The organism is Phenylobacterium sp. LjRoot225 (assembly GCF_964252855.1).
Classification (GTDB): Bacteria; Pseudomonadota; Alphaproteobacteria; order Caulobacterales; family Caulobacteraceae; genus Phenylobacterium.
On the sequence record NZ_CAXUPL020000004.1, the window covers coordinates 86,847 to 112,764 of the forward strand.

Annotated in this window: 22 protein-coding genes; 13 read left to right on the top strand and 9 right to left on the bottom strand. The window is 70.1% G+C overall.

All coding sequences use genetic code 11. The features are described 5' to 3' along the window. From ACSQ2B_RS20430 to ACSQ2B_RS20440, 3 genes are all read left to right on the top strand, one after another. Positions 1-1,665: a glycosyltransferase family 4 protein gene (locus ACSQ2B_RS20430; protein ID WP_436052762.1), complete on the top strand. Its 1,665-nt coding sequence runs from the start codon at positions 1-3 to the stop codon at positions 1,663-1,665. A gap of 99 nt (positions 1,666-1,764) precedes the next feature. Then, positions 1,765-2,145, top strand: coding sequence for a glycine zipper domain-containing protein (locus ACSQ2B_RS20435; protein ID WP_436052764.1), 381 nt, complete (start codon positions 1,765-1,767; stop codon positions 2,143-2,145). 6 nt (positions 2,146-2,151) lie between these two features. Then, a complete protein-coding gene (locus ACSQ2B_RS20440; RefSeq protein ID WP_436052766.1) occupies positions 2,152-2,649 on the top strand; it encodes a hypothetical protein in 498 nt (165 codons plus the stop codon). A gap of 207 nt (positions 2,650-2,856) precedes the next feature. Here the strand turns inward: ACSQ2B_RS20440 and ACSQ2B_RS20445 are convergent, their stop codons facing one another. Next, on the bottom strand, positions 2,857-3,264 hold the full coding sequence (locus tag ACSQ2B_RS20445) for a DUF3597 domain-containing protein (protein ID WP_436052767.1): 408 nt from the start codon (positions 3,262-3,264) through the stop codon (positions 2,857-2,859). A 118-nt stretch (positions 3,265-3,382) separates the two neighbouring features. Between ACSQ2B_RS20445 and ACSQ2B_RS20450 the strand changes: the two genes are divergently transcribed. Further along, positions 3,383-6,541, top strand: a complete 3,159-nt coding sequence (locus ACSQ2B_RS20450; protein WP_436052769.1) for a rhamnan synthesis F family protein — start codon at positions 3,383-3,385, stop codon at positions 6,539-6,541. Here ACSQ2B_RS20450 and ACSQ2B_RS20455 read toward each other — a convergent pair. Beyond that, the gene (locus ACSQ2B_RS20455) at positions 6,454-7,254 is read right to left on the bottom strand and encodes an ABC transporter ATP-binding protein (RefSeq protein ID WP_436052771.1); all 801 of its coding nucleotides are present in this window, start codon (positions 7,252-7,254) and stop codon (positions 6,454-6,456) included. The genes ACSQ2B_RS20450 and ACSQ2B_RS20455 overlap by 88 nt on opposite strands. Then, positions 7,251-8,087 (bottom strand): ABC transporter permease, encoded by an 837-nt coding sequence (locus ACSQ2B_RS20460; RefSeq protein ID WP_436049282.1) that lies wholly within the window; start codon positions 8,085-8,087, stop codon positions 7,251-7,253. The genes ACSQ2B_RS20455 and ACSQ2B_RS20460 overlap by 4 nt, the downstream gene beginning before the upstream one ends. A gap of 266 nt (positions 8,088-8,353) precedes the next feature. On the opposite strand from ACSQ2B_RS20460, the gene ACSQ2B_RS20465 reads away from it, so the two are divergent. The 4 genes from ACSQ2B_RS20465 to ACSQ2B_RS20480 all read left to right on the top strand — a co-directional run bounded on the left by ACSQ2B_RS20465 (position 8,354) and on the right by ACSQ2B_RS20480 (position 13,602). Then, positions 8,354-9,334, top strand: a complete 981-nt coding sequence (locus ACSQ2B_RS20465; RefSeq protein ID WP_436052772.1) for a glycosyltransferase family 2 protein — start codon at positions 8,354-8,356, stop codon at positions 9,332-9,334. A 90-nt stretch (positions 9,335-9,424) separates the two neighbouring features. Then, positions 9,425-11,950: a glycoside hydrolase family 99-like domain-containing protein gene (locus ACSQ2B_RS20470; RefSeq protein ID WP_436052774.1), complete on the top strand. Its 2,526-nt coding sequence runs from the start codon at positions 9,425-9,427 to the stop codon at positions 11,948-11,950. A gap of 141 nt (positions 11,951-12,091) precedes the next feature. Beyond that, entirely contained in the window at positions 12,092-12,502 is a 411-nt protein-coding gene (locus tag ACSQ2B_RS20475) for a sugar 3,4-ketoisomerase (RefSeq protein ID WP_436052776.1), read from the top strand. Next, positions 12,499-13,602, top strand: a complete 1,104-nt coding sequence (locus ACSQ2B_RS20480; protein ID WP_436052778.1) for a DegT/DnrJ/EryC1/StrS family aminotransferase — start codon at positions 12,499-12,501, stop codon at positions 13,600-13,602. The genes ACSQ2B_RS20475 and ACSQ2B_RS20480 overlap by 4 nt, the downstream gene beginning before the upstream one ends. Here the strand turns inward: ACSQ2B_RS20480 and ACSQ2B_RS20485 are convergent. The 3 genes from ACSQ2B_RS20485 to ACSQ2B_RS20495 are packed head-to-tail and all read right to left on the bottom strand — an operon-like array spanning position 13,584 to position 16,713. Beyond that, the gene (locus tag ACSQ2B_RS20485) at positions 13,584-14,516 is read right to left on the bottom strand and encodes a GNAT family N-acetyltransferase (RefSeq protein ID WP_436052780.1); all 933 of its coding nucleotides are present in this window, start codon (positions 14,514-14,516) and stop codon (positions 13,584-13,586) included. The two genes, ACSQ2B_RS20480 and ACSQ2B_RS20485, sit on opposite strands and share 19 nt — an antisense overlap. Continuing rightward, a complete protein-coding gene (locus ACSQ2B_RS20490; RefSeq protein ID WP_436052781.1) occupies positions 14,510-15,424 on the bottom strand; it encodes a hypothetical protein in 915 nt (304 codons plus the stop codon). Before ACSQ2B_RS20490 ends, ACSQ2B_RS20485 begins: the two co-directional genes overlap by 7 nt. Before the next feature lie 5 nt (positions 15,425-15,429). Beyond that, positions 15,430-16,713: an ATP-grasp domain-containing protein gene (locus tag ACSQ2B_RS20495; protein WP_436052783.1), complete on the bottom strand. Its 1,284-nt coding sequence runs from the start codon at positions 16,711-16,713 to the stop codon at positions 15,430-15,432. A gap of 300 nt (positions 16,714-17,013) precedes the next feature. On the opposite strand from ACSQ2B_RS20495, the gene ACSQ2B_RS20500 reads away from it, so the two are divergent. Beyond that, positions 17,014-18,177, top strand: coding sequence for a hypothetical protein (locus tag ACSQ2B_RS20500; protein WP_436052785.1), 1,164 nt, complete (start codon positions 17,014-17,016; stop codon positions 18,175-18,177). 37 nt (positions 18,178-18,214) lie between these two features. On the opposite strand, the gene ACSQ2B_RS20505 is transcribed toward ACSQ2B_RS20500, so the two are convergent. After that, positions 18,215-19,507 carry a hypothetical protein gene (locus ACSQ2B_RS20505; RefSeq protein ID WP_436052787.1) on the bottom strand — a complete coding sequence of 431 codons (1,293 nt, stop codon included), beginning with the start codon at positions 19,505-19,507 and terminating at the stop codon, positions 18,215-18,217. Positions 19,508-19,621: 114 nt separating this feature from the next. On the opposite strand from ACSQ2B_RS20505, the gene ACSQ2B_RS20510 reads away from it, so the two are divergent. The 3 genes from ACSQ2B_RS20510 to ACSQ2B_RS20520 all read left to right on the top strand — a co-directional run bounded on the left by ACSQ2B_RS20510 (position 19,622) and on the right by ACSQ2B_RS20520 (position 22,572). After that, complete coding sequence (locus ACSQ2B_RS20510; protein ID WP_436052789.1) at positions 19,622-20,680, top strand: glycosyltransferase family 2 protein; 1,059 nt, start codon at positions 19,622-19,624, stop codon at positions 20,678-20,680. Positions 20,681-20,802: 122 nt separating this feature from the next. Next, positions 20,803-21,171: an EamA family transporter gene (locus ACSQ2B_RS20515; RefSeq protein ID WP_436052791.1), complete on the top strand. Its 369-nt coding sequence runs from the start codon at positions 20,803-20,805 to the stop codon at positions 21,169-21,171. Positions 21,172-21,204: 33 nt separating this feature from the next. After that, positions 21,205-22,572, top strand: a complete 1,368-nt coding sequence (locus ACSQ2B_RS20520; RefSeq protein WP_436052792.1) for a hypothetical protein — start codon at positions 21,205-21,207, stop codon at positions 22,570-22,572. On the opposite strand, the gene ACSQ2B_RS20525 is transcribed toward ACSQ2B_RS20520, so the two are convergent. Beyond that, positions 22,569-23,309, bottom strand: coding sequence for a hypothetical protein (locus tag ACSQ2B_RS20525; RefSeq protein ID WP_436052793.1), 741 nt, complete (start codon positions 23,307-23,309; stop codon positions 22,569-22,571). The genes ACSQ2B_RS20520 and ACSQ2B_RS20525 overlap by 4 nt on opposite strands. A gap of 45 nt (positions 23,310-23,354) precedes the next feature. Between ACSQ2B_RS20525 and ACSQ2B_RS20530 the strand changes: the two genes are divergently transcribed. Next, positions 23,355-24,821, top strand: a complete 1,467-nt coding sequence (locus ACSQ2B_RS20530; protein ID WP_436052795.1) for a hypothetical protein — start codon at positions 23,355-23,357, stop codon at positions 24,819-24,821. Here ACSQ2B_RS20530 and ACSQ2B_RS20535 read toward each other — a convergent pair. Beyond that, positions 24,798-25,868, bottom strand: coding sequence for a sulfotransferase family protein (locus ACSQ2B_RS20535; RefSeq protein WP_436052797.1), 1,071 nt, complete (start codon positions 25,866-25,868; stop codon positions 24,798-24,800). The two genes, ACSQ2B_RS20530 and ACSQ2B_RS20535, sit on opposite strands and share 24 nt — an antisense overlap. Positions 25,869-25,918: the final 50 nt, after the last annotated feature.

Genomic DNA, 25,918 nt, shown 5'->3' on the forward strand with positions numbered 1-25,918 from the left:
ATGGCCCGGCGGCTTTCCATCTTCCATCCGCCCGGGCGGGTGGGCTTCGGGGCCAATCCGTTCGGCAAGGACGTCGCCAACCTGCAGCTCTATCGGGCCCTGGCCCGGCACGGCGGCCTGGAGCAGCTCGACCTCCTGAGCCTGACGCCCGCGGCCCAGGCGGACGTCCGTCGCGACCTCCTGGGCGACGCCGAGGCGAGCGTGCGGCTGACCACCGAGTCGATCTTCAACCAGGCCGCGCCGGCCGCCGCCGGCGCGATGCTGCGCGGCCAGCCCTATCTGCATGAACTGGCCTGGCTGCGGCGGCGCGGGCCGGGCGACAAGGCCTACAGCCTGATGGGGCTGGTCCATACCATCGCGCCGCCGGCGATCCGCGAGCTGATCTCGATGACGCTGACCAGCCCGGTGCAGCCGTGGGATGCGGTGATCTGCACCTCGCCTTCGGTGCGCGATGGGCTGGCGCGGATGTTCGACGAGTACGGCGACTTCCTGGGCGAGCGGACCCGCGGCGTGCGCCCGCCGCAGCCGCAGCTGCCGATCGTGCCCCTGGGCGTCGACGGCGAGGTCTTCGCCGCGCGCGCCGACCGGCCCGAGGCTCGAGCGCGGATGCGCTCGGAGCTGGGGCTGGCCGACGACGACGTCCTGGTGCTCTGGGTCGGGCGGCTTTCCTACTACGAGAAGGCCTTTCCCCAGCCGATGTTCCGCGCCGTCCAGCAGGCGGCCAAGGCCACCGGCGCCAAGGTGGCCTTCGTCATGGCCGGCTGGTTTCCGGGCGAGCCGGACCGGGGGGCCTACCAGCAGGCCGCCGCCGTGCATGCGCCGGACGTGACGGTGCGCTTCATGGACGGCAACCTCGCCGACCAGGTGGCGGACCTCTGGTCGGCGAGCGACATCTTCCTGTCGCTGGTGGACAACATTCAGGAGACCTTCGGCCTGACGCCGCTCGAGGCCATGGCCGCCGGCCGTCCGGTGGTGATCAGCGACTGGGACGGGTACCGCTTCACCGTGCGCGACGGGATCGAAGGCTTCCTGATCCCCACCCTGATCGGTCACGCCGGCAGCACCAGCGCGTCGATCGGCCTGCAGCATGTGCTCGAGGCCCAGAGCTATCAGGCCTATGTCGGGACCCTCGCCCAGCATACCGCCGTCCATACCGGCCGGGCCGCGGAGGCTCTCACGCGGCTGATCGCCGATCCGGAGCTGCGCCGGCGGATGGGGGCGGCCGGGCGCGAACGGGTGCGCCAGGCGTTCGACTGGAAGGTCGTGGCGGGCCAGATCAACGCCCTGGTCGACGATCTCGCCGCCCGGCGCGCGGCCGCGACCGAGCCCTCGACCCGTCATCGCGCCCATCCGGTGAAGGGCGACCCCTTCCGCGACTTCGCGGGATTCGCCAGCGCAGTTCTCGGCCTTGACACCCCGCTCTCCGTCGCGCCGGGGGCCACGCCGGACAAGGTCCGCGCCGCCGGCGCGGTCACGCTTGACGTCGCCTTCCCCTCCTGGAGGGCCGACCTCGCCGAATGCGCCCGGGCGCTGCAGCTGATCGCCAGCGGCGAGGCGCGCACGGTGCGCGAGGTGCTGTCGGCGTTTCCGATGCCGCGCCGCCGGCCCGTCGAGCTGGGCCTCCTCTGGCTCGCCAAACACGACTTCCTCGACTGGCCGACGTAGAGCGCGCGCTCGCGCCGCCCTCGCGAAGCATCCAAACGCGCGAACGCCACGTTCTCCCTGGGCGAGCTCCGCGAGGCTCCCGACAGAGGAGACGGCAAGATGCGTCGAACATGGATGGCCGCGGGGCTTGTCGCGGCCCTGGCCGCGCCCTCGTTCGCCAGCGCGCGCGACGCCTGTCAGCAGCGCGCCCACGACCGCAAGGTCACCGGCACGGTCCTCGGCGGGGTTGGCGGCGCGCTTGTCGGCGGCGCGATCGGCGACACCAAGGGCGCCGTGATCGGCGGTCTCGGCGGGGCGGTGGTCGGCAACCAGCTGGCCCGCACCAAGTGCGATCGAAGGGTGGTCTACCGCACCCGCTCTACGCACCGCGCTTCGTCGCGGGGCGATGACGCCGCGCCGCGCGGCTGCACCTATGAGAACCGGCGCTACTATGACGAACGCGGCCAGGCGATCTACGCGCCTGTCCGGGTCTGCAGGTAGGGCCGGATGCGCGCCCCCAGTCTCATCGCGGCCGTGGCGCTGACGGCGCTGGCGGTCGCCGCCTGCAACAATCCCGACCGCGCCGCGTCGCGGATCTGCACGCCCTTCGCCGCGGCCAACGCCAGCGCCAATCCCGGTCCCGCGGCCCCGGGCGTGGCGCAGCCGCTCCCGGCCGCTGCGGATCCGGCCGCGGCGCTCGACGACTGCCTGCACCGCTGGGGCTATACGCTGGCGGCCTCGTCAGACCGCGCCCAGGAGGTGGCCCAGGCGGCGATCGCGGCCTGTACGCCGGCCCTGACCCGTTGGAACCAGCAAACGCTCTCGGCCCCCGCCGCCGGCTCGCAGGGGCCGGGTCCTGCGGAGACGGCCCCCAGTCTTCTCACCGGCCAGGCCACCACCCCGATCGTCGAGCACTACAACTATGCGCAGGCGCGAGCGCTGTTCTACGTCGTCCAGGGCCGCGCCGGGAAATGCGCGCCGCCCCCGGCGAGCGGCGCGAAGTAGGCCTCTGAATCCTTCCCGCCGCTAGTGTCCCGATTCCGAAGTTCGCATGCGCCTGTGGCGGGCTCGGACGAGTTCGGAATCGAGAAGGACACTAGCAAGTGTAAGTTTCTAGTGTGCTTTGCGGATCTGAAGCTCGCTTCGGCGCCTGATCGAGATGCCGGCGAACTTCAGATCCAGCACACTAGCGGCGAGAGGGATGCCGCAAGGTCAGCGCAGCGAGTCTGGGACCAGGCCGCCATTTGCGGCGAGCTTGGCCATGACCTGCTTGTGCAGCCAGATATTCATCGAGGCGGAGTCGCCTGTGTCGCCGGTGTAGCCCAGCTCGCCGGCCAGGCCCTTGCGGGACGCCAGGCTGGAATCGATGGACAGCAGCTTCATCAGGTCGACAATCGAAGCCCGCCAGTCGAGCTTCTCCGGGTTGTCCTTGGCCATGACGTCGAGCACCGCGGCGACGTCCACCGGGGACATCGCCGCCGCGGGCGCAGGTTGCGGGGCCGTCGGGGGTGCGGCGGATGGCGGCGCCTGCGCCGGGGCGGGCTGAGGCTTGGTGGCCGGCGCGGCCTGCGCCGTGGGGTGGTGGAAGATCTTGGACATGATCGAGCTGAAGATGCTCATCTGGGACGCTCCTTGGTTGCCGCGTGGCGGGCAACGCGCCGGACGCAGGTTGGATGCGGCGGGAGTGCGGCTCGGGCGCGAGGGTGGACCCGACCCGCGACGCATGGTTGAAGGCTCCATGCCTCTGATCAGCGTCGCGAAGGCGCGCCTGAAAAAGCTCCTCTACCGGTTGGTGATGAGCGTCCGCGAGGTCGCGCTGGACCGGCCGAGGCTGCGCGTCGTCCTGCGGACCCTGGGGCAGCCGGTGATCGTGCTGATGCGGTGGGTCAGCCGCGGGCCGCCGCCGACCGTGCCGGAGCCGGTGCTGCGCCTGCCGCTGGACTATGAGCCGGCGGCGCCGCCGCTCTCCACCGTCATTCTGCTGCACGCCTACCATGTCGAGGTGCTGCCGGAGATGGCGGCGCTGCTGCGGCGGCTGCCGTTCCCGGCCGACCTGGTCGTCACGACCGACGCCGAGGCCAAGCGCGCGGCGATCCTGGCGGCCTTCGAGGGCTGGACCGTGGGCGGGCTGGAGGTCCGGGTGACGCCCAACCGCGGCCGTAACGTCGGGCCCCAGCTGATCGCCTGCCGCGACGTGGTCGACGCCCATGAGTTGGTGCTGATCCTGCACACCAAGGTCTCCGCCCACACCGACGCGCTCGCCGGCTGGCGCGAGTTCCTGCTGCGCGACCTGGTCGGCTCCGCCGGCGTGGCGCGCGGCGTCATGGAGGCCTTCGCCCGCCTGCCGAAACTGGGCGTGCTGGCGCCGCGCACCTTCCCGCTGATCCGCCGGCACATGACCTGGGGCGAGAACTATGCGGCCTGCCGTGGTCTGGCCGATCGGCTGGGCTTCGCCCTGTTCCCCGACAGCCCGCTCGACTTCCCGGCCGGCTTCATGTTCTGGGCGCGCAGCGCCGCCCTGCGGCCGCTCCTCGACCTGAACCTCGACTGGGAGGATTTCCCGACCGAGGCGGGCCAGAAGGACGGCACCGTCGCCCACGCCCTCGAGCGGCTGATCTTCCACGCCTGCGAGCGCGCCGGCTATCGCTGGGCGCGCGGCGGCGTCGAGCTCGACCCGCAGAGCCCTGAGGCCTTCTACGCCGCCTGGACGCCGCGGGTGCTGGCCCGGGCGCTCACCGAGCATGGCCGCGCCGTGCTGATCCCCGGGCGCGTCCCGGAGCCCACGGCGGGGACCGACGCCGAGACCCTGAGGGCGGCGCCCGACCCCAAGGCGGCCTTCCGCGCCGCCTGCCGCGCCGAGCTCGACGCCTTTCTGGCGCGCGGCGACCGGCTGGTCCTGCCGACCTCCGAGACGCCGGTGGTCTCGATCCTGCTGGTGCTGTTCAACCAGGCCGAACTGACCTTCGAGGGCCTGCGGGCGCTGCGCCTGGCGCTCGACGCGCCGTGCGAGGTGATCCTGGTCGACAACGCCTCGTCCGACCGGACGGCCGAGTTGCTGGACCGGATCGACGGCGCCAGGATCGTCCGCAATTCCGAGAACCTCCACTTCCTGCGCGGGGTGAACCAGGGTGCGGAGCTGGCGCGCGGCCGCTGCCTGCTGCTGCTCAACAACGACGCCCGCCTCGTCCCGGGCGCCATCGCCGCGGCCGTCGAGCGGCTGGACGCCGAGCCGGACCTGGGCGCGGTGGGCGGCCGGATCACCCTGCTGGACGGCAGGCTGCAAGAGGCCGGCAGCATCATCTGGAGCGACGGAAGCTGTCTGGGCTACGGCCGCGGGATGGATCCCTGGGCGCCGGAGTTCCAGTTCCGGCGGGACGTGGACTACTGCTCCGGGGCCTTCCTGATGACGCCGCGCGCCCTTTTCGAGCGGCTTGGCCGCTTCGACATGGCCTTCGCGCCGGCCTATTACGAAGAGACCGACCTGTGCATGCGGATCCGCGAGGCCGGCCTGCGGATCGGCTATGACCCACGCATCCTGCTGTCGCATTTCGAGTTCGGCAGTTCGTCCAGCTCGGAGGCGGCGCTCGCCCTGCAGGCGGATCACTCCAAGATTTTCCAGGCGCGCCACGCCGCCGTCCTCCAGGCGGATCACCGGCCGCCGGGAACCGCGCCGTTCGAGGCCCGGATGCGCGGCGGCTTCCGTGGGCGGGTGCTGATCGTCGAGGACCAGATCCCCTATCCGCAGCTGGGCGCCGGCTATCCGCGCGCCCTCGATCTGCTGCGCGCGACGGTCGCGGCGGGGTGGTTCGTCACCTTCTATCCGCTGGTCTACCCGGACGTGGACTATGCCGACGCCTATGGCGTGCTGCCGCCTGGGGTGGAGATCGCCGCCGATCGCGGCGAGGGCGGTCTGGCGGACTTCATGCGCGAACGGCCGGACTATTACGACGCCGCCATCGTCAGCCGGCCGCACAATATGGCGGTGTTCCGCACAGCGCTCGCCGAAGCGCCCGGCTTCATCGGCCTCTCCAAGGTGGTCTACGACGCCGAGGCGATCTTCGCCTTGCGCGAGGAGGCGCGCGCGCGCATCGCCCGCGAGCGGGAGAAGGCCAAGGGCGACGTGGCCGCGGAGCTGGCGCTGGGCGCCGGCGCGGCGGTGATCCTGGCGGTCAACGAGGTCGAGGCCGACGCCTTCCGGCGCGCCGGCGCGCCGGACGTCCGGGTGCTCGGCCATGGGATCGCGCCCCGGCCGACCGCGATCGCCTTCGAGGATCGAGGCGACCTGCTGTTCGTCGGGGCGATGGACGAGAACGCGTCGCCCAACGCCGACGCCCTCGAGGTCTTCGTGCGCGAGATCATGCCCCGGCTCGACGCCCTGATCGGCGCGGACTGGGTGCTGCGCGTCGCCGGCCGCCACGGCGCGGCCCGGGTCCAGGCGCTCTCCGGCCCGCGAGTGCAGCTGCTGGGGCCGGTGGACGACCTGCAGCCGCTCTATGCCAGGAGCCGCGTCTTCATCGCCCCGACCCGCTATGCGGGCGGCATCCCGATGAAGGTGCAGGAGGCCGCGGCCCGCGGCCTGCCCGCGGCCACGACCTCGCTGCTGGCGCGTCAGCTTGGCTGGGCCGATGGCGAGGCGCTGGTGGTCGGCGACGCGCCCGAGGCCTTCGCCCAGGCCTGCCAGAGGCTCTATCAGGATGCGGCCTTGTGGGAGGCGATCCGCGCGGGCGCCCTGGCGCGAATCTCGGCCGAGTGCGCGCCGGAGGCCTTCGCCGCGACGGTCGCGACCGCCCTCGACGCCGTGGCGGGACGTCAGGCGGCGAGCAGCTCGTCGAGCTTGCGGATGTCGGTGACGGGGGAGGCGACGCCGCCGTCGAGCCGCATGACCTTGTTGCAGTAGAGCCGGAGCAGGTCGCGGTCGTGGGAGGCGAGCACCAGGATGCCGGCCCGTTCCACCAGCTTCAGCAGGCGCTTGTGGGCGAGCTGCTGGAACTCGGCGTCGCCGACGGCGATCCACTCGTCCATCAAGAGCACGTCGGCCTCGACGGCGGTGGCCGCGGCGAAGGCCAGCCGGGCCTTCATGCCGGCCGAATAGGTCTTCACCGGCATGGCCAGGAAGGCGCCCAGGCCGGTGAAGTCGGCGATCTCCTCCAGCCGCGCCTCGATCTCGCGCGAGGTGAGGCCGGCGATGCGGCCGCGCAGGCGGATGTTGTCGAACCCGGTGGCCGAGGGGTCGACGCCGAGCGAGAGGTCGAGCAGGGCGGCGATGCGGCCCTGCACCTCGACCTGGCCCTCGTCGGGCTCGTAGGCGCCGGACAGCGCCCGCAGCAGGGTGGTCTTGCCTGAGCCGTTGTGGCCGACCAGGCCCAGCCGGTCGCCGGCCTTCAGCTCGAGGTTCACCCTCGTCAGGGCGGTGACGTCGGTGACGCCGGCGTGGGAGCCCAGCCGGCCGCCGACGGTCACCGCCGCCAGCCGCTTCTTCAGCGACTTGGCGTCGACCCCGTAGACCGGGAAGCGCAGGGTCAGGTCGCGGCAGGAGATGGAGACCGGCGGCGCCTTGCCGGGGCCCGGCGTCCAGGCCTTCAGCGGCGCGGTCTTCAGGGCGGGCTTCATAGGAAGTGGACGATCCGGCGGCGGGTGACGGCGAACAGGCTGAACGTCAGGCCCCAGCCGACCAGGGCCATGACCGCCAGGAAGGAATAGGTGTGCGGCGCGATCGGGACGCCCAGCAGCGGCGCGCGGACGGCTTCGAGCATGTGGTAGAAGGGATTGAAGGCGAGCACCGCATGCTTGGCGCCCGCCAGCCGCTCCGCCGGCCAGAACACCGGCGTCACGAACATCGCGAACTGCATGACCGAGACCACCAGCTGGGGAATGTCGCGAAAGCGCGCCGAGGCGATGGCGATCAGCATGCTGATCCAGGCGGCGTTGGCGACCAGGAAGACCAGGCCGATGGCGGCGCCGGGCAGGTTGGTGTGGCGCCAGTAGCCGTAGAAGACCAGCACCGCGACCACGATCACCAGGTGGTGGGCGAGGTTGATCAGGTTCCTGAGCACCGTGCGCCAGACGAAGGTGAACATCGGCAGATTGGTCTGCGACAGCATGCTGGAGGCGGAGACGAAGGTGTCGCAGCCCTCGGTGATGATGCTGCTGATCGTGCCGAAGAAGACGATGCCCAGGGCCACCAGCGGCAGGAACTCGCCGAGCGTGACGCCGAACAGCTGAGCGTAGACCACGCCGATGCCCAGCACCATCAGCCCCATGGACAGGGTGATCCAGAACGGTCCGAGGATCGAGCCGCGGTAGCGCGACACCACGTCGTGCGAGGCCAGCGACCAGGCCAGACCCAGCCGGCGGGCGGAGTTCCTGAGGTCCTGAAACGCCATGTTGAACTCGAACAGCGCGCCGCGCCGCCCGGTCCGCAACATGTGAGTCGCCGTGTCCATCTGCTCTCCGAAGCGGCCGCTGGTAACAGCTGCCCTATGTCCGTGCAAGGACGCCCCGGTCCGCCGCTGGGCCTTGCTGCCGCGGGAAAAGGGCCGGGGCGTGGCGGCGGCCCCGCCGCGACCTTTGCTCGCCGCGACCGAACCGTGGTAGCGCGCTCCCGACCAGGCTGGGCGTCTCGCCAGGCCGATTGGAAGCTTGCCGTGCCGTCAAAGCTCTTCGATGAGCGGCTCTCTACGTCATCGCACCTCATGCAGGGAGGCGCGTCGTGCCGTTCGTGACTGTGGCGATCCCGGCCTACAAGGCCGAGCACCTCGGCCAGGCGATCGCCAGCGTGCTGGCGCAGACCTTCACGGATTTTGAGCTTCTGATCTCAGACGACTGCCCCGACGATGCCGTTCGCGCGGTCGTGGCCCAGTTCAGCGACCCGCGCATCCGGCTGATCAGCGGGCCGCGAGACGGTCTGGTGGCCAACAGCGTGCGCCTGTGGGACAGCGCAACGGCTGACCTGCTCAAATATGTCTACGATGACGACTTCCTGCTGCCGTTCGGCCTGGCCGAATTGGTGGACGCCATCGGCCATGGTCCGGAGTTTGGCTACGCCTTTTGCTGGCGCTACGTCGTCGACGGGGCCGGCAAGGTCCTGTTCCGCCAGCCCTCGTTCGATGGCGACAAGAAAGTCGTCTTCACGCCGTCCGCAGTCCTGGGAACGATCATCGGTGAAATCCGCAATCCGATCGGCGAGCCGACGAACGTGCTCATCCGGCGGTCTCGGTTTGCGGACAGCCGTTGCCTGTCGAGCTACGCCGGACGCTCGATCCGGCACCATATCGACCTCGCATTCTATCTGAACGCCTGCGAGCGCGGCCCCTGCATCGGCGTGCCGACGTTCGGCGCCGCCTTCCGCCGTCACGCGAACCAGGTCACCTCGTTGGAGCGGTCGCCGGACTTCGCCTATGGCGTCGCGGAGTGGGAGATCTTCGTGCGCGCCGCGGTGACGCAGGGTCTCGTTGCGCCCGAGATCGCGCTGCGGAACCTCGATCGGCTGGCGCAGCACTATGACAATCACAGAGCGGCCTTCCCTGAAATCGACGCCCTGGCGGCGGCCCTGCCGGCGCTCAGGGCCGCGCTCGAGCGCGGCGAGCGGGATCTGCTGGGGGGAGCCTTCCACGCCCAGCTTGAACGCATCGACGCGGGCAGACAGCGTCCTGAAGGTCAGCGCTCTGATCTGACGTTTCGGCCAGCCTAGCGCGGCTGCGTCGCCGGGTCCATTCGCCTCGGTTGCATCGACGGAGGCGCGCAGCTACTCCTGCCCCGCCCAGATTTCTGGTGGAGCAGCATGGCGAAGGTCACGGTCGCAATCCCGGCTTACCGGACCCGGTTCCTCGTCGAAGCGATTTCCAGCGTTCTCACCCAGAGCTTCACGGATTTCGAGCTCCTGATCTCGGACGACAGCGCCGACCGCTCTGTGGCGGATCTTGTCGGCCGCTTCCGTGACCCGCGCATTCGCCTCATCGAGGGGCCCCGGCGCGGGCCAGCCCGCAATAGCGCGCACATTTGGGAGAACGCCTCGGCGCCGTTCCTCAAATTCCTCCACGATGACGACAAGCTCTATCCCAACGCCCTGGCCGAGCTCCTTCGGGTCATCGAGAAGGACGAGCGCCATCTCTTCGCCTTCTCCCATCGCGATGTCATCGACGACTACGGCCGGCTGATCCGAAAGCCGCAACAATTCAACGGCGAGACATTCGAGCTGCCCGTCCTGGCGGAGTTCATGGTCAGCAGGATGGTCAACCCGGTGGGCGAGCCGACGGCCATGCTCGTTCGACGCTCGCACATCCCGGACGCCTCGGTCCTGCATCGTTTCGCGGGCCTCGAGATCTCCAATCTGAGCGAGGTCGCCTTCGTCCTGAACGTCGTGAACGCCGGCAGCGCCATCGCTAGCGGAGAACGGCTGTGCGCCATCCGGCAGCACCGGGAGCAGGTGTCGGCGAACCGCGCCGATCCGGCCTATCCGAGGGGCCTGTTCGAGTGGGAGATCTGCCTGCGCGGCGCGGTTCAGGCCGGCCTCATCACGCCGCAAGCCGCCGTCGGCGCCCTGCCGCGGCTGGATGCGCTCTATGTCCGCCAAGGGAGCGGCTTCGAGGAGATCGACCGGTTCAGAGCCGGGCTTCCCCAGCTTCGCGACCTGCTTGCGGCCGGACGGACCGATGTCGTCGACGACGGGTTCAAGGCGGCCATCGCCTTTGCTGAGCAATCGGCGCAGCTTCCAGCGCGCCGGGCGCCGGCCATTCCCGCGAGCCCTTACGATCAGGCTGGCGAACGCCGCGCGCGCCTGACCGTGGAACAGCTGACGCGCCGACGCGCGCGGGGCTGGGCCTGGCTGCCGGAGGCGCCTGAGAAGAGCGTTCGGGTCGAAGTCCTCGCCGGGGCCCGCGTCGTCGGGCAGGCTGTTGCAGACCTCGAGCGCGCGGATCTGCGCGATGTCGGAACAGGCCGGTACGGCTTCGACCTGGTCTTCGAGGAGCCGATTCTCGGGGACGACCTGCCTGTGTTGCGCGTGGTCCTCGACGAGGAGGAGTTCTCACCGGGCAACTACAAATTTCCGCCCCTCGAACAGGCGCTGAAGTCGACCGAGGGCGGCGGCGCCGTGCTTCGCGAGCACGCAAGGTTCACGACCGCGGGGCCGCAGTTCGAAGAGTTCCAGCCGGCCATCCTGGCGGACCGCCCGAAACTCGTCGGCGGAGAGGACCCGCTCGTCCTCGCCTTCTATCTTTCGCAGTTCCACGCCATTCCTGAGAACGACGAACACTGGGGCGCCGGCTTTACGGAATGGCGCCAGCTCGCCCGCGCCGCGCCGCGCTTTCCAGGACATTACCAGCCGCGGATCCCGCGGGACCTCGGTTTCTATAATTTGCTGGATCCCGAGGTCATGCGCCGCCAGGTCGAATTCGCGACGGCGGCCGGCGTGGGCGCGTTCGGGTTCTACTACTACTGGTTCGATCAGAAGCGCGTGCTGGAACGGCCGATCGAACAGTTCCTCGGGTCCGACATCGAAATGCCCTTCCTGCTGATTTGGGCGAACGAGAACTGGACGCGCGCCTGGGACGGCGGCGACCGCGACGTGCTCCTGGAGCAGCGCTATCGGATCGAGGACGAGGACGCCCTGCTGGCGGATCTCGCCCGCCATATGCTCGATCCACGTTACGTGCGGATCGCCGGCCGCCCGCTTTTCGTCATCTACAACGCAAGCTCGATTCCGGAGACCGAGAAGACGGTCGATCGCTGGCGGCGCAAGTGGGAGAGCGAGTTCGGTCTCCAGCCGCTGATCTTCATGGCCCAGGTCTTCAATCGCAACGATCCGCGACCGTACGGGCTGGACGGCGCGCTGGAGTTCCCGCCGCACAAGCTCTCGGCTCGGACCCAGAAGATGGAGGTGCTGGACGCCTTCTCGAGCGACTTCCGCAGCACCGTCATTTCCTATGACGACATCGTCGGCGCGTCGCTGACCGAGCCGCCCTCACAATTCCCGCTGATCAAGACCGCCCTTCCAGGCTGGGACAATGACGCCCGGCGACCGAACCGCGGCGTGACCTTGGCGGCGTCCGCGCCCGCGAAATATGGCGCCTGGCTGCAGAACCTCATCGAGGCGGCGATCGAGCGGCCGCTGTACGGACGACCGGTTGTCGCGGTGAACGCCTGGAACGAGTGGGCGGAAGGCGCGCATCTGGAGCCGGATGTCTATTATGGCGCCGCCTATCTGAACGCGACGGCCCGCGCCCTCAAGGGCGCCATCCTGAAGAAGAACCTGGAGCGTGAGGCCCTGGCGGCCAGGCGAGGCCCAGCCGGTGAACCGAGTTCCTGAGCGCCTGGCCGCCGCGGGGAAGAGGCCGCCGGTGACCGGCGGCGAGGCCAGCTTTGCGCCGCCCAGGCCATTCGTGGTAGCGGCGTTCCGCACTCGGTCGGGTCTCCCGACGCCGGCTCATCGAGACTGTCGCCCCCGCCCATGAAGCCGACCCGCCTCGCCGCCCTCATCGAACTCCCCGTGGTCTCCGATCCCCGCGGGAACCTCTGCTTTGTGGAATCCGAGCGGCACGCGCCGTTCCCGATCGCGCGGGTCTACTACCTCTACGACGTGCCGGCGGGCGCGGTGCGGGCGGGACACGCCCACCTCGCCCTGCACCAGCTGCTGTTGCCGCTGTCCGGCAGTTTTGACGTGCGGCTGAACGACGGGACCGTCGAAGAGGTGGTGACGTTGAACCGCCCCAATATCGGCCTGCACATCGGTCCGATGACCTGGCGGGAGCTGGAGAACTTCTCCTCGGGCTCGGTCTGCATGGTGCTGGCCTCCACGCCCTACGATGAGGCCGACTACATCCGTGACTTCGACACCTTCCTGGCGCGGGCGCGGCGATGAAGTTCTTCCAGCTCGACGTCCAGGAGCCCGAGCTCAAGGCCGAGCTGGACGCCGCCTACCAGCGGGTGCTGGCGAACGGCCAGCTGATCCTCGGGCCGGAGCTCGCCGCCTTCGAGGCGGAGTTCGCCGCCTATTGCGGCGCGGGCCAGGCGATCGGCGTCGGCAACGGCCTCGACGCCCTGGTGCTGACGCTGCGGGCCGCTGGCGTCGGTCCCGGCGACGAGGTGATCGTCCCCTCCCACACCTTCGCCGCCACCTGGCTGGCGGTGACGCAGGTGGGCGCGCGGCCAGTCCCGGTGGAGCCTGACCCGGCCAGCTATACGATCTCGGCCGAGGCGGTCGGCGCCGCGCTGACGCCGCGGACGGCGGCGGTCATTCCGGTCTCGCTCTACGGACATCCGGCGGACATGGATCCGATCCTGGCGCTCGCTGCGGATCGCGGCCTCTTCGTGCTGGAGGACGCCGCCCAGAGCCACGGCGCCGAATACCGCGGCCGGCGCACCGGCGGGCTCGCCCACGCCACCGCCTTCAGCTTCTATCCGACCAAGAACCTCGGTGCGCTGGGCGACGGCGGCGCGGTCACCACCTCGGACGCCGCCCTCGCCGACAGGATCCGCAAGCTGCGCAACTACGGCTCGGCGCGGAAGTACGAGCACGAGCTGTCGGGCGTGAATTCGCGCCTCGACGAGCTGCAGGCCGCCTTCCTGCGCGCCAAGCTGCCCCGGCTCGACGCCGCCAACGGCGCGCGGCGAACGCATGCGGCGGCCTACGCCGAGGCCCTGACGGACATCCCCGGCGTGACCCCGCCCGCGGAAGCCGCCTGGGCGCGGCACGTCTATCACCTGTACGTCGTCCGCTGCGCCGACCGGGCGGCGACCCAGGCGCGCCTGGCCCAGGCCGAGGTGCAGACCCTGATCCACTATCCGACCGCCTGCCACCAACAGCCGGCCTTCGCCGAGCTCGGTTTCCGGCCCGGCCAGTTCCCGCTGGCCGAGCGGCTTGCGGCCGACGTCCTGTCGCTGCCGATGTGGCCGGGGATGGACGAAGGCGCGCCGGAGCGGATCGCGGCGGCGCTACGGAGTCAAAGCGGGATCTCGTAGACGTCGTAGGCCACGGCCCGGCCGCCCAGCTCTTCCTTCTGCCGCATCAGCCCGTCGTTCAGCACGGCGCCGCCGTTCTCGGTGGAAATGCCGAAGTCGAAGTAGGGTCGGTCCCGATATCGCTCGTTGATCAGGTGGTCGAGGATGACGTCCGCCGCCGAGCTCCTGCGGCCCAGCTCCGAGGCGCCGATGTACTGGGTGTGGACGACGCGCCCGGTGTCGAACACCAGGACGCCGGCCTCCATCCGGCCGTCCAGGGTCCAGGCGAACAGCCGGATCTGCTCGGGGAAGCGCGACCTCAAGAGCCGCAGTTCGGCCGCGGTATGGACGGGGCGGGTGTCGTACTTCTCGGCCAGCCGCTGCGCCATCAGCCCGACGAAGGCTTCGAAATCCGCGGATTCCGCCAGTTCGCCGAGACCCTGGCTCTTGCGGACGCGCCCGCGGCGCCCGGGATTGAACGCCAGCCGATTGTCCGCGCTGATCGTCGAGGACAGGCCGCGGGCGGTCAGGCGGGCGCCGCAGCGAAACAGGGCGTAGAGATCCTCCTCCGCCGGCAGCGCGTGATAGATGTGCGGGACGCATTTGTAGACGATGCTGCGGAAGCCCTGCCCACGGGCATGGTCCAGGATCGCCTGGAACGCCTGCAGCATGTCGGCCGTCTTCATGCGCCGGTCGCTGATGACGCCGCCGTAGGTCAGGCCCTGGTGCGAATGGAGGACTCCTTCCTTGGCGTTGGCCGGAAGGATGGCCAGCAGCGCCTCGCCCTCGAAGATCATCAGCGAATGATCCTCGAACCGATCGGCGTGGTAGTCCATGAAGCCACGGTTGAAGAGGAAGGTCGCGTTCTTGGCCTCCGCCACGAAGCGGTTCCAGGCCTTGGCGTCGTCCGACCTGAAGCGGCGGACCGTCACCATGAGGCGAGTTCAGCGTAACCGAAGCCGCCGCGGCTGAAGTCGTTGCCGATGTAGAAGAGATAGCGGCGCGAGCCGGTGTCGATGAAGTTCGGAAAGTAGACCATCTCGGAGTCCCACGATCCCGCCGGACTGTGGCCGAGGTTCAGGGCGTCGTCGCGCCGTGTCCAATCCCAGCCGTCCTCCGACACCGCGTAGCCGCTGGCGTAGCGCAGGTCCGGCGTCCGGACGCAGAAGAACATTCGCCACAGGCCGTCGGCGCGGACGATCTGCGGCCTTCCCAGGCCATGCTCGCCCGCCTGCCGCGCCAGCAGTGGGCGGCCTGCCGGCGGGAACACCGCGCCGTCGGCCGAGATCGATCCATAGATGTCGTAGGTCGGGCGCAGCCGGTCGCCGATGAATTCCCACGCGCTGCCCGCGCTGTAGACGGCGCGCAGGCGACCGTCCTCCGGCTCGACCGACGGCCCGCCCCGGAAGAACAGCCCCTCGTCCGTCCGGTCCATCACCGGCGCTTCGGTCGCCCGGTGAAAGGTTTCGCCGTCGTCGTCGGAAACGGCGAGGCCGCCAAACATCCGGTAGCGGATCTTCTCGCAGATTTCGAAGCCGGTGTAGTAGAGGAACACTTGGCTTCCGACCCGCGTCACGCTCGCCGGGAACACGCCGTTGTCGTCGAACATGCCCGGCCGGCCTTTGACCAGAACCGGCTCCTGCGAAATCCCCAGGATGCGGCTCGGATCATTCGCGGCGACGTCGACGTAGCCGATGCTGGAGACGCCATCGGCCGCGATGCCGCCGACATAGATCCGGATCGTCTCGCCGCGCAGCAACGGCGAGGGGGCCAGCGCGCTGTGCTCCCACCACGGACGTTCGCGATCGGGCGTCAGGATTTTCCTGCGAACTTTCCATTCCATCGCAGTCAGTCGATCCGGTCGTTCATGAGCATTTCCAGCATGCTGGGGTCGAAGGTCGGGATGCCGTGACGCTCGGCGACCTCGCGCCGCTGGCTGAAGCTGTCGTCGATGAAGATCGACCCGTCGGGATCGATGTGGTCGGCCTTGGAGTCGGCTTCGGCCAGATGCACGATGCGGTCGAACAGGCCGGAAAGCCGCCGCGCCGCGAGGACCTGATGGGGATCCGTCAGGCATTTGGTGAGCAGCACCAGTTCGCAGCCCTCGTTCAGCGCCCGGAAGAGAAAGGCCGCGACCTCGACGTTGATCTTGTCGTGCAGCAGCAAGGTGTCGTCCAGGTCCACGTAGACCCGGCGATAGCCGATTCGGTGCGCGAAGCGGTTGGTCAGGGCGCGGTCGATGGCCTCGGGCGGATCGTTCAGCAGCAGGGCGAGCGGCGCGCGCTCGTCCTCAAGGATGCTCAGTAGCGGGAAGTTGACGCCGCGCACGCGGTTGAAGGCCATGGTGCCGGCCACGCGCGTGCCGATCTCGAGCAGCTTCGGCGTCCCGGCGGCGTCTTCGCGCATCTGGAAGAACCAGGCGCCGCGCATCGGCAGGCGCGCCTGGATGGCGCGGGCGTGCTTCAGGAAGAGTGCGTCCCGCTCCGGACCGGCCGAGGCCGAACGCATCGCCGTCCCCATGCGGATCCGTTCCCGGGTCCGACCGCCGGCGAACAGCACGCCCTGCTCGCGATCCGAGAAGCAGTCGATCGTGTACTCGCGGCCGGGCAGGTATTCGAGCGTGAGGGGATCGGAGGTCTGTTCCAGCGCGCCGCCCAGCTGCACCGCCGAATCCACCCGCACCGCCCCCTGGCCGCCGTAGCCGTGGTCCGGCTTGATGAAGACGGGGAAGCTCGCGACCGTCGCCGGATCGAGGATCGCAGGCGTCGGGATCACGTCGGCGAACAAGGACAGGGTCGCCCGCTTCGAGGCGGTGATCGCAAAGACCTCGGCGGGCGCCGCGATCACCGGGACGGAGATCCTCTCGCGCTCGCGCACCAGAGCCTCGGCCACATAGTCGTGGGCCGGATAGACGAGGTCGATCGACCACGCCGCGCAAAGTGCGTTCAGCGCCTCGAGCCATCCTTCCGTAAAGACGTCGGGCGTCGCGGCATGGCGTGCGAACACGAACGGAGCGTGGTTGCCCGGGCCGCTGCTGGCGGCGAACAGGCGCACCTCCTTGCAGCCCTTCAGAGCGCGAGCGATCTCCAGCCCGGGCTCCGTGCCGCCGGGGAAGATCAGAACGTTGCGCACGCGGCGGGCCATGTCTGCGGACTAGGGCCTCGCCGGGAAATTCGCAACCGTGCGGGACGTGACCGCCTGGCGCCTGCGTTGTCCGGGCGGAGCCTATCCACTATAGAGACGAAGGCCTTGGGGGCGTGGGCTCGCGCACGTGCGATCGGAATATCGGAACCTCGCGCTTGAGCGGCGTCCGTCGGCCGTGGGTTCGATGCGGGCTCATGAAGCCGTCCTAAAGCAGGGCTCGTCCCCAGCCTCTTCAGCCGCCGCCCGATGGCCCCGCGCCGCGGCCCTGCAACTCGATGAGACCTCGCCTTGAGCCCCAAGTCCGATCCTGCGCGCGCCATCCTCATCTGCGACTCCGGGCGGCTCAACCAGCTGTTCGCCCTGTTCGATGGGGAGGCGGTCCGGATCGAACGCGTGCTGACGAACATTCTGCGGCCCGCGGACTTTGCCCATGCTGGCGGTCTGACGCCTTGCCTTCCCGCCTGCGACGTGGATCGTCTGGCGGCCGACGAGGCGGACCTTCGCATCGTCGTGCGCGACCAGCACGACAAGGGCCTTCTCGACCGGCTCGCCCTGCGCGGCTTCGAGAGACGGCGCGTGCTCGACTTGGATGTCCAGGAACTGTTCCGGAACGCGTCGGGGCTGCGCTCGGCGGCCCGGGCGGTGCAGCAGTCGGCGTTGCGCTGGCGCGGCTTCCTCACGGGCCTGTCCTACTTCCGCGGCGGCGTCATCGAGTCGGCGTTCGACGACCAGCTCGCGAATTTCGCGGGCGATAGCCAGGATCTCTATTACGACTTCGCCCTGGCCCGCGATGTGCTGCTCGCCTCGCCACAGAGGTTCCAGTACGCCGTCATCGGGCTGGCCCCCTACTCGTTCGACTACGATATGGCCCTGGGCGGCGAACCTTGGCGCTTCATCAAATACTATCCCACCCTGAGGGACGATCACGGGGTGGCGGCGGCCCTGCCGGCGCCGCTCGGCGGGCTGTTCAGCCGGCGGCTGTACGACATCGCGTCGGCTGAAGCCGAGACCCTCACCCAGGCCAGCTTTCCCCGCCTGTTTTACACCCACCGCCCCGAACGCCTGAACCTCGACAGCGTCTTGGAGGGCCGTCAGAAGGCCGTCTCATGGAACGGACGTCGGTTTCCCGTCACCCAGGCCGCCAATTCTGAGATTCTAAGCCGCTACGTCGACCTTTGCCGATCTGCGGGTCTTGCGGTGTTCATCGCCACCCCGCCCATGTCCAGCCTCTTCCGCGACGCCTATGGCGCGGAGCGCCTGGCGGAATTCCACGCGAAGCTCAGGCCGGAGCTGGAGAAGCCCGGAGTGCGCTTCCGCGACTTCTACTCCGAGACCGAATACGATCTGCACCACATGTACGACGCCGACCATCTCAACACGAAAGGCGCGCTGAGGTTCTCGGCCGAGCTTCGCGCCTGGATCGAGCAGACCCTGGCCGGCGGCTGCCTCTAGGAATCGTCGGTCCGAAGCTGCGTCCCCCGGGCGCGACTCACCGCGCCGCAGGCGGCGTGGCCGCCGGCGGGGTTCGGACATAGGCGTTGAAGCGCTCGACCTCAGCCGCGATCGGGTCGCCGGCGCCCGCCATGGCGGCGCGCTTCGCCAGGGCGGCGTCGATCGCCCCGTTGATGTCCTGCGGACGGGAGACCTCGACCCAGATGTCGGTCGGAAAGTCGAAGCGAAGCAGCGGCGGGCAATCTGGGTCGAGCGGGACGATCGGCGGCAAGCCTGCGGACATGGCCTCGACGATCGCCTTTCCGCCGCTCACCGGATAGCTCGACAGGTAGACGTCCACCTCGCGGGCCCGCAGATCCTCGGCGAGACCTGGCGTCAGCCCCGCGAAGACATAGGCGGCCGGATCGACGCCCGCTTCGGCCAGGCCCTGCCTGATCTCGCGCTGAAACGCGTCTTCCGCGTCGCCGAAGTGAACGATCTCGGCGCCGGGCCGCTGGAGGGCCGCCACCGCAAAATCCAGCCAACGGTAGGTCCCGGCGCCCCGGTACTTGGCGCTGTGGCCGCAGGTGGCGATCCGAAGCCGGTCTGGGGTCTTCCCGCCTGTCGTCGACGGCGTCGTGAGCGCCGTCGGCGTGACGGTCAGGCCCACATAGGTCGGATTCAGGCCGGCGCGCTGGCAGGTCGTGTGGCAGCCCCATGTCAGGTCCGCGTGCGCCGACCATGGCAAGGTCGCTCCGAGCGTCGGCAGGTGGTCGGCGTGGTGCAGGTATTCGACGACGCTGCGGAACGGCCACAAGGCGATCAGAGCGACCATGTCGAAGTGATGGGTGAGCAGGAAGATGCGGCCGGGCCGGACCGCCGCCATCAGATTGTACAGCTCGAGGATCTTGCCCACGAGGGTGTTCGCGCCGAGCAACAGGTCTGCACGGTGCCGGTTGTCTGCAGGCGTCCGCCGCAAGTTGAGCAGGTTCTGGTGTCTCAGTTCGCGGTCGATGTCCGTGTAGACGACGGTGGTGTCCCCGGGGCCGACGATCGCGGCGATGTCGGAGGCCACCTTGCTGTGTCCTCCGAACTCGTAGAGCCGTGTCGCGACGATGCAGATACGGTCGTTGGTCTTCGTCAGCGGCACGTCGTGAAGATCCAGGCGGCGCGCGACCGTGGGGATCGCCGCGTCCAACCCCGGGCTGAACATCTGATGCCCGCGAATGGCGGGATCGTCGAGGTCCGCCTTGAGGCCGGCCGTCGCCGTCAGCGCAGCTTCGAGCGAAGCCACATCCTTGGCGCTGAGAAGGGCCTGCTCGACGTCAGGTCGGCGGTATTCGAATTCCAAGATGTGACTTCCCTGGGCGGACCACCGGTCGTAAGCCGCCCGCCGAAGCCGATCAACCCGCCCGCTTTGCGCCGCTGGCGAGTTCCGTGTTAGCCGAACCGGATGGCCACGGTGATGGACAGGACCCCGCGCAACCCGGCGCCGCCGATGGGCGAGCGCCGCCGCGCGGGCGCGGCGCCCGCGCTGGAGGGCGCCGGCGTCTGGTTCGTCGTGCCCTGCTTCAACGTCAAGGCGCACATCCTCAACGTGCTGGCCAAGACCCCGGCCTGGGTCGAGGGGATCGTCTGCGTCGATGACGCCTGTCCCGAAGGCTCGGGCGACTTCATCCTGGAGAACACGCGCGATCCGCGGGTGGTGGTCGTCAAGCTGAGCCGGAACCTCGGCGTCGGCGGCGCCACGCTCGCCGGCTACCGCGAGGCCGAGCGGCGCGGCGGCCAGGTGCTGGTCAAGGTCGACGGCGACGACCAGATGGATCTGAGCTACGCGGCCCACCTGGTCGCGCCGATCCTGCTGGGCGAGGCCGACTACACCAAGGGCAACCGCTTCACCTCGATCAGCCACCTGCAGTCGATGCCGACGGTCCGGGTGCTGGGCAATGCGGCGCTGAGCTTCGCGGCCAAGCTGTCGACCGGCTACTGGAACATCTTCGACCCGACCAACGGCTTCACCGCCATCGACTCCCAGGTCGCCAAGATGGTGATGCGCAAGCGGGTGTCTCGGCGGTTCTTCTTCGAGACCGACCTGCTCTACCACCTGGGCACCCTGCGCGCGGTGGTCCGCGACGTGCCGATCCCGGCGCGCTACGCCGACGAGGTCTCCAACCTGCGCATCGGCGCCATCGTCGGGCCCTTCGCGCTGAAGCACCTGCGCAACTTCCTGCAGCGGGTGCTCGGTCAATATTTCGTCCGCGACTTCAGCGTGGCCAGCCTGGAGCTGGTGTTCGGCCTCTTCTCGCTGCTGTTCGGCGCCGGCTATGCGGCCCACTATTTCGCCACCCGGATCCCCGGCAACTCGGCCTCGGCCGGCGTCGTCATGGCGGCGGCCCTGCCGGTGATCCTGGGGGCCCAGCTGCTGCTGCAGGCGGCGAACTTCGACGTGCTGAACGTGCCGACGCGGCCCATCTATCCCTACCTGCGCACCCTGGCCCAGCTGGAGCAGGCCGCGAAGGCCTAAGGCCCAAGCCCAGAGGCGGCCCGGAGCCCCTGGGGACGTCGCGGCGGAGCGCTTGACCGGGTCTGGGGAAGCGGTTCTACAAACCGCGAGCGCGGGACGGATGCGGGCCGGGAGGGGACAGCTTGGGCGAGGTCGGACTGTTCTGGGGATGGGTGGCGCCGCTGGCCTGCGTCGGCGTGATCTCCGCCGGCCAGCTCCTCTTCAAGCTCGCCTCGGGCCACCTCGACTTTCGACGCCCGCTGGCCGATCTGCAGGGCCTCGCCATCCTCGGCGCAGCGCTGGCGCTCTACGGGGCGGCGACCCTGGTCTGGGTGATGATCCTCAAGCACGCGCCGCTCAGCCGGATCTATCCGCTGATGGCGCTGAGCTTCGTACTGACGCCACTCGGCGGCATGGTGCTCCTGAAGGAGCCGATCTCCAGCGTCTATTGGGTGGGCGTCGGCCTGATCCTGGCCGGCCTGGTGGTCATCAGCCGCGCGCCCGCCGGCTAGCCGCGCGAGCCGATGGGGGCGAGGGAGATGGACATGGACGGCCGCGCCGGGCGCGCTTGGACGACCTGGCGCTGGATCCTCATCGCCGGCTTTGCGATCGTCGCCAGCCTCAACCTGCCGGGCCAGGTGGGGTTCGATTCCACGACCGCCCTTTGGGAGGGCCGCCATCATGTGCGGATGAGCTGGGGCCCGCCCATGTACAGCGCCATCCTCGGCGCCTTCGATGCGATCGTGCCGGGAACCGGCCTCTTCGCCGCCGCCAGCCTGATGACCACCGCCCTGGCCTGGGCCGCCCTGCCGCTTCTGCGCCGGCGGCTCGCCTGGAGCGGGCCGGTGGTGCTGGCGCTGGTCTTCGCCCTGCCGCAGGTCCTGATCTACCAGGGGATCGTCTGGCGCGACGTGCTGTTCGCCGACCTGACGGTCGCCGCCTTCGTCGCCCTGGCGCTGGCGGCGCGGGTCTGGCCGCGGCCGGGCCTGCGCTGGAGCCTCCTGGTCCTGGCGGCCTTCGCGCTCGCCTTCGGCGCCCTGGTCCGTCAGAACGGCGGGGTGGTGATCGGGCCCTGGGCCCTGGCGCTGGCCTGGATCGCCGCCCAGGGACGCTGGAGGCGGGGCCTCGCCTGGATGGCCGGCGGCCTGGCCGGGCCGCTGGTCCTGGCGCTGGCGCTGGCCGCCGCCAACCCCGTCCATGAGGCGCCGGACCGCAACCGCTCGATCGGCCTGCGGCTGCTGGCGCACTACGACCTGATGGCCGCCCTGGCCGAGAATCCGGCGCGTCCGCTCCCGCGGATGGCCGCCGACCGGCCGGACGCTCTGGAGGTTCTGCGCCGCGAGGCGCCCGCCACCTATTCGCCGACCCGGATCGACACCCTCGACTGGAACAAGCGGCTGCAGGTGAAGATCTGGCGGTTCAAGGCGCCGGTGATGACCGCCGAGTGGCGGGACATGATCGCCTCGGATCCCGTGGGCTACGCGCGCCGCCGGCTCGAGGTGTTCCGCTGGGTCTTCCTGACCCCAAGGCTCGATCTCTGCGTGCCGCTGCACCTGGGCGTCAGCGGCCTGCCCCACGTGCAGAAGGAGCTCGGCCTGGTCGACGGCCAGAGGCTGCAGGATCCGCGCCTCTACAGCTACACGGCGCGGTGGTTCCAAACCCCCTTCTATTCGCACGCGACCTACGCCTTGCTGGCGGCGGCCGTGGCGGCCCTGCTGATGATCCGGCGCGATCCCGAGGACATCGCCGTCGCCGGCCTGATGGTCGCGGTCCTGGGCTTCACCGCGACCTTCTTCTTCGTCTCGATCGCCTGCGACTACCGCTACCTCTACGCGGTCGACCTGGCTGCGATCACCGGGGTTCTCTACCTGGCGGTCGATCCCTTGCTGCGACGGCGAAAGCCGGCCTCCTAGGTCCGCGCGGCATCCAGCGCCGCGCGCACATCTTCGTAGGGCGTCTTGAACATCCGCTCGTAGAACAGCGAACCCGCGTGCGGCCGGGCGGAGACCCGCTCGGGCGCGAGGGTCTGCCAGGCGAAACCGCGGGCGAGCAGGCCGGCGAACATCGCCGGCCAGATGCCGGACCAGGCGTAGGCCTGCGAGGGGAAGGCGCGGACGCCGGCCATCCAGCGCAGCCATTCGGCGGACGTCAGCCGGACCTGGCGCCGGGCTCCGTTTTCCGCCAACGGCGCGCCGCCGCGCAGCAGCGGGCCGGGCAGGCCCCAGCCGTTGTAGAGGGTGAACTGGCGGATCTCCGGCTCGTCAATCCGCTGCGCCAGCCGCACCGCCATGAAGGCGCAGGCGTCGTGGTCCATGTGGCCGCCTTCCCAGGCCGGCGCGACGAGACGCGTCACCCTCCCCATCCCGGCGAGCAGCTGCGAGAGCTCGGGCAAGAGCAGGTCGACGGAGCGATGCAGGCTCTGGTCAAAGGCGCCGCTTCCGAGCCCCAGCGGAACGACTGCGGAAGCCTCGATCCCGTGCCGCTGGAGGAAGCTGCGGGTCTCGGCCAGCCGCCGCTGGCCCAGGGCGGCGTCCCGGTAGTCGGCGAGATAGACGAAACGTTGCGTCAGGCCTTCGCGCGCCGCCTGCCAGATCATCGGCAGGGCGCAGTATTCGTCGTCGAAATGCGCCAGGATATAGACGACGCTCATCGGGCGGTTCCGGCGCGGCGCCGGCGGCCGCGCGGCGGAGTGAGCATGATTTCGCCCATTCCGGAAGGTGTCCGGCCGGAAGGCGTCTGGGCGATGGCTGGCGAGGTTGGCGGCGGAATGGGAGCTGGACGGTGGCGGGTGACGCGCAGCGCCTATCTCGCCGCGCTGGCGGCCGGCTGGGCCGCAATGCTGGTCATCAACCTGCCGGGCCATCTGTCGGTCGATTCCGTCCTCGAGCTCTACGAGGGCCGGTTCCGCGTCCGCCAGAGCTGGGCGCCGTCCTTCTACGCCTGGGTGTTGGGGGCGTTCGACGGGATCCGGCGGGGTACGGGCCTCTATGTGGCCGCAAGCGGCCTGCTGCTGTTCGCGACCCTGGCCTCGTTCGCCTGGCTGCGGACCAGGGTGAGCCGCTGGGCGGTGATCGCTGCGGTGCTTTTCAGCCTTTCGCCGCTGGTGCTGATCTACCAGGCCATCGTCTGGAAGGACGTGCTGTTCGCCAACGCCGCGGTGGCCGGAATGGCCAGTCTCGCCTGGGCGCTCCGCGACTGGGAGGGGCGGCGCGCGCGCTGGCTGCGGCTGGGCGCGGCCCTGGCCCTGTTCGCCGCCGCCGCCCTGCTGCGGCAGAACGGGATCGTCGTCGGCGTCGCGGCGGCCGCGGCGCTGGGCTGGGCCCGCGCCCGGACTCAGGTTGACGGCCGCTGGCGGCGCGGCCTGGTCTGGGGGCTGGGCGCGCTGGCGGCGATCGTCGCGGTCTCCCACGGCCTGAACCTCGCCACCCAGCCGCGCCAAGGCGTGGTCGCGGGCGACGGCATGGCGGAGGGGATGCGGGTGCTGCAGACCTACGACCTGCTGGGCGCCGTGGCCCTCGACCCGGCCTTCCCGCTGACCGCCGTCAGCCGCGCCGCGCCCGAGGCGGCGGCGACCGTGCGCCGTCTCGCGCCCCGCTACTGGTCCGCCGAGCGCACCGACTTCACCGACGCCCAGCCGGAGCTCGCCGAGGCCGTGGCGGCCGTGCCGGCGGCGGCGCTGGCGGCGGACTGGCGGGCGCTGATCCTGCAGCATCCCGGCCTCTATCTGCGCGAGCGGAGCGCAGTGTTCGCCTGGGTCTTCCTGACGCCGCGGATCGACCGCTGCCTGCCGATCTGCCTCGGCGTCCAGGGCTCGCGGGAGCATCTCGCGGCGCTGGGCCTTTCGCGGCGCTGGTCAGGTCACGAAAGCCGCCTGCTGGCCTACAACGACGCCTTCACCCCGACGCCGGCCTATTCGCACCTCGCCTACGCCCTGCTGGCGCTCGGCGTCGGGCTTGTGCTGCTGCTGCGGCGCGATCCGGCGGACCTGCCGATGATCGCCCTGATGGCCAGCGCGCTCGGCTTCGCCGCCAGCTTCTTCGCCATCTCGATCGCCTGCGACTACCGCTATCTCTACTTCCTGGATCTCGCGGCCATGGCGGGCCTCATCTATGTCGCGGTCGATCCGCCGGACCGGCGATCAACCCTTGAGCAGGGCGTCTAGCGTCCGCTCGGTCTCCTCCATCACGCTCTTGCGGCTCAGCCAGTCGCGCTGGAGGCTCTCGAACCGCGCCTTGAGCGCCTCGAGCTCGCGCCGGTCCCAGGCCAGGTTCTGGCGCGCGCTGATCAGCTGGCCGCGCGTGGCGTCGAAGTCGCGCGCCGTGGGCGAGACCAGGGCGCCCATCTCCCGCTGGCGTTCGGCCAGGTCGCGGGCGGCCGCCTCCAGAGCCGAGCGGTCGGGGGCTTCGTCGCGGGCGGCCGCGGCGAACCAGTCGTAGACCGCGCTTGCGATCGCGCCGGTCCAGCCGAGGGCCGCCAGGTCGCCGGTCGCCGCGTTGTGCCGCAGGTCCGAGGTCAGGGCGGCGTCGATCTCGCGCTCGGCGCGCTTGCCGAGCTTGGGCAGGGGCGCGCCGTGGTCGCGTTCGATGCGGGCGACCTGCGCGCGCCAGTCGCCGAGCAGCGGGTCGTAGCCGACGAAGGCGCGCGGCAGGTCGCGGCTGTAGGCTTCGGCGGCCAGCATGTAGGCGCTCCAGAGCAGCACGGATTTCTGCGGGGCGAAGCCGTCGCGGCGGCCGAGCGAGTTGGCCACCGCCATGGGATGGCGCACGGGGATCACGCAGCGTGCGTCTAGGCCTGCGCCGTCGAACACCTCGCGCCAGAAGGGCAGCAGCACGGTGACCCGCGGATCCTTCATCAACGGATGGCGCCGGCCCGCGTACTCCTCGGCGAAGAGGGCGGACGCGCGCTCGCGCCAGGCGGCGGCCTCGGCGTCGGGAACCGCCGGGCAGGGATAGGCGAAGACGTCGTCCCAGGCCGAGCCCGCGGCCCGCAGGCGCTCGTCGTTGAACATGGCGATGCGCCAGGGCTCGAAATAGCCCTGCGCGTTGTGCTCGTCGCCCGGCATCAGGTTCTTCGGCAGCTGCGCGCCCGCCAGCGACAGCAGCTGGGTCATCGCCGAGGTGCCCGATCGGTGCATCCCCAGAACGAGATAGGCCGTGCGCCGCGGCTCGGCGGTCGGCTTGGGCGGGGCGGGCGTACGGGTCGTGCTCATTGCATCCGGTGGTATGCGGGCTCGCCTATGGGAGCAACCTCAGGCGCAGG

Bases quoted from the DNA above. Each gene is read 5' to 3' on its own strand.
- ACSQ2B_RS20445 (WP_436052767.1), bottom strand. From the start codon at position 3,264: ATGAGCATCTTCAGCTCGATCATGTCCAAGATCTTCCACCACCCCACG.
- ACSQ2B_RS20435 (WP_436052764.1), top strand. From the start codon at position 1,765: ATGCGTCGAACATGGATGGCCGCGGGGCTTGTCGCGGCCCTGGCCGCG.
- ACSQ2B_RS20470 (WP_436052774.1), top strand. From the start codon at position 9,425: ATGGCGAAGGTCACGGTCGCAATCCCGGCTTACCGGACCCGGTTCCTC.
- ACSQ2B_RS20520 (WP_436052792.1), top strand. From the start codon at position 21,205: ATGGACGGCCGCGCCGGGCGCGCTTGGACGACCTGGCGCTGGATCCTC.
- ACSQ2B_RS20440 (WP_436052766.1), top strand. From the start codon at position 2,152: ATGCGCGCCCCCAGTCTCATCGCGGCCGTGGCGCTGACGGCGCTGGCG.
- ACSQ2B_RS20455 (WP_436052771.1), bottom strand. From the start codon at position 7,254: ATGAAGCCCGCCCTGAAGACCGCGCCGCTGAAGGCCTGGACGCCGGGC.
- ACSQ2B_RS20480 (WP_436052778.1), top strand. From the start codon at position 12,499: ATGAAGTTCTTCCAGCTCGACGTCCAGGAGCCCGAGCTCAAGGCCGAG.
- ACSQ2B_RS20475 (WP_436052776.1), top strand. From the start codon at position 12,092: ATGAAGCCGACCCGCCTCGCCGCCCTCATCGAACTCCCCGTGGTCTCC.
- ACSQ2B_RS20530 (WP_436052795.1), top strand. From the start codon at position 23,355: ATGATTTCGCCCATTCCGGAAGGTGTCCGGCCGGAAGGCGTCTGGGCG.
- ACSQ2B_RS20485 (WP_436052780.1), bottom strand. From the start codon at position 14,516: ATGGTGACGGTCCGCCGCTTCAGGTCGGACGACGCCAAGGCCTGGAAC.
- ACSQ2B_RS20430 (WP_436052762.1), top strand. From the start codon at position 1: ATGGCCCGGCGGCTTTCCATCTTCCATCCGCCCGGGCGGGTGGGCTTC.
- ACSQ2B_RS20450 (WP_436052769.1), top strand. From the start codon at position 3,383: ATGCCTCTGATCAGCGTCGCGAAGGCGCGCCTGAAAAAGCTCCTCTAC.
- ACSQ2B_RS20460 (WP_436049282.1), bottom strand. From the start codon at position 8,087: ATGGACACGGCGACTCACATGTTGCGGACCGGGCGGCGCGGCGCGCTG.
- ACSQ2B_RS20535 (WP_436052797.1), bottom strand. From the start codon at position 25,868: ATGAGCACGACCCGTACGCCCGCCCCGCCCAAGCCGACCGCCGAGCCG.
- ACSQ2B_RS20525 (WP_436052793.1), bottom strand. From the start codon at position 23,309: ATGAGCGTCGTCTATATCCTGGCGCATTTCGACGACGAATACTGCGCC.
- ACSQ2B_RS20510 (WP_436052789.1), top strand. From the start codon at position 19,622: ATGGACAGGACCCCGCGCAACCCGGCGCCGCCGATGGGCGAGCGCCGC.
- ACSQ2B_RS20490 (WP_436052781.1), bottom strand. From the start codon at position 15,424: ATGGAATGGAAAGTTCGCAGGAAAATCCTGACGCCCGATCGCGAACGT.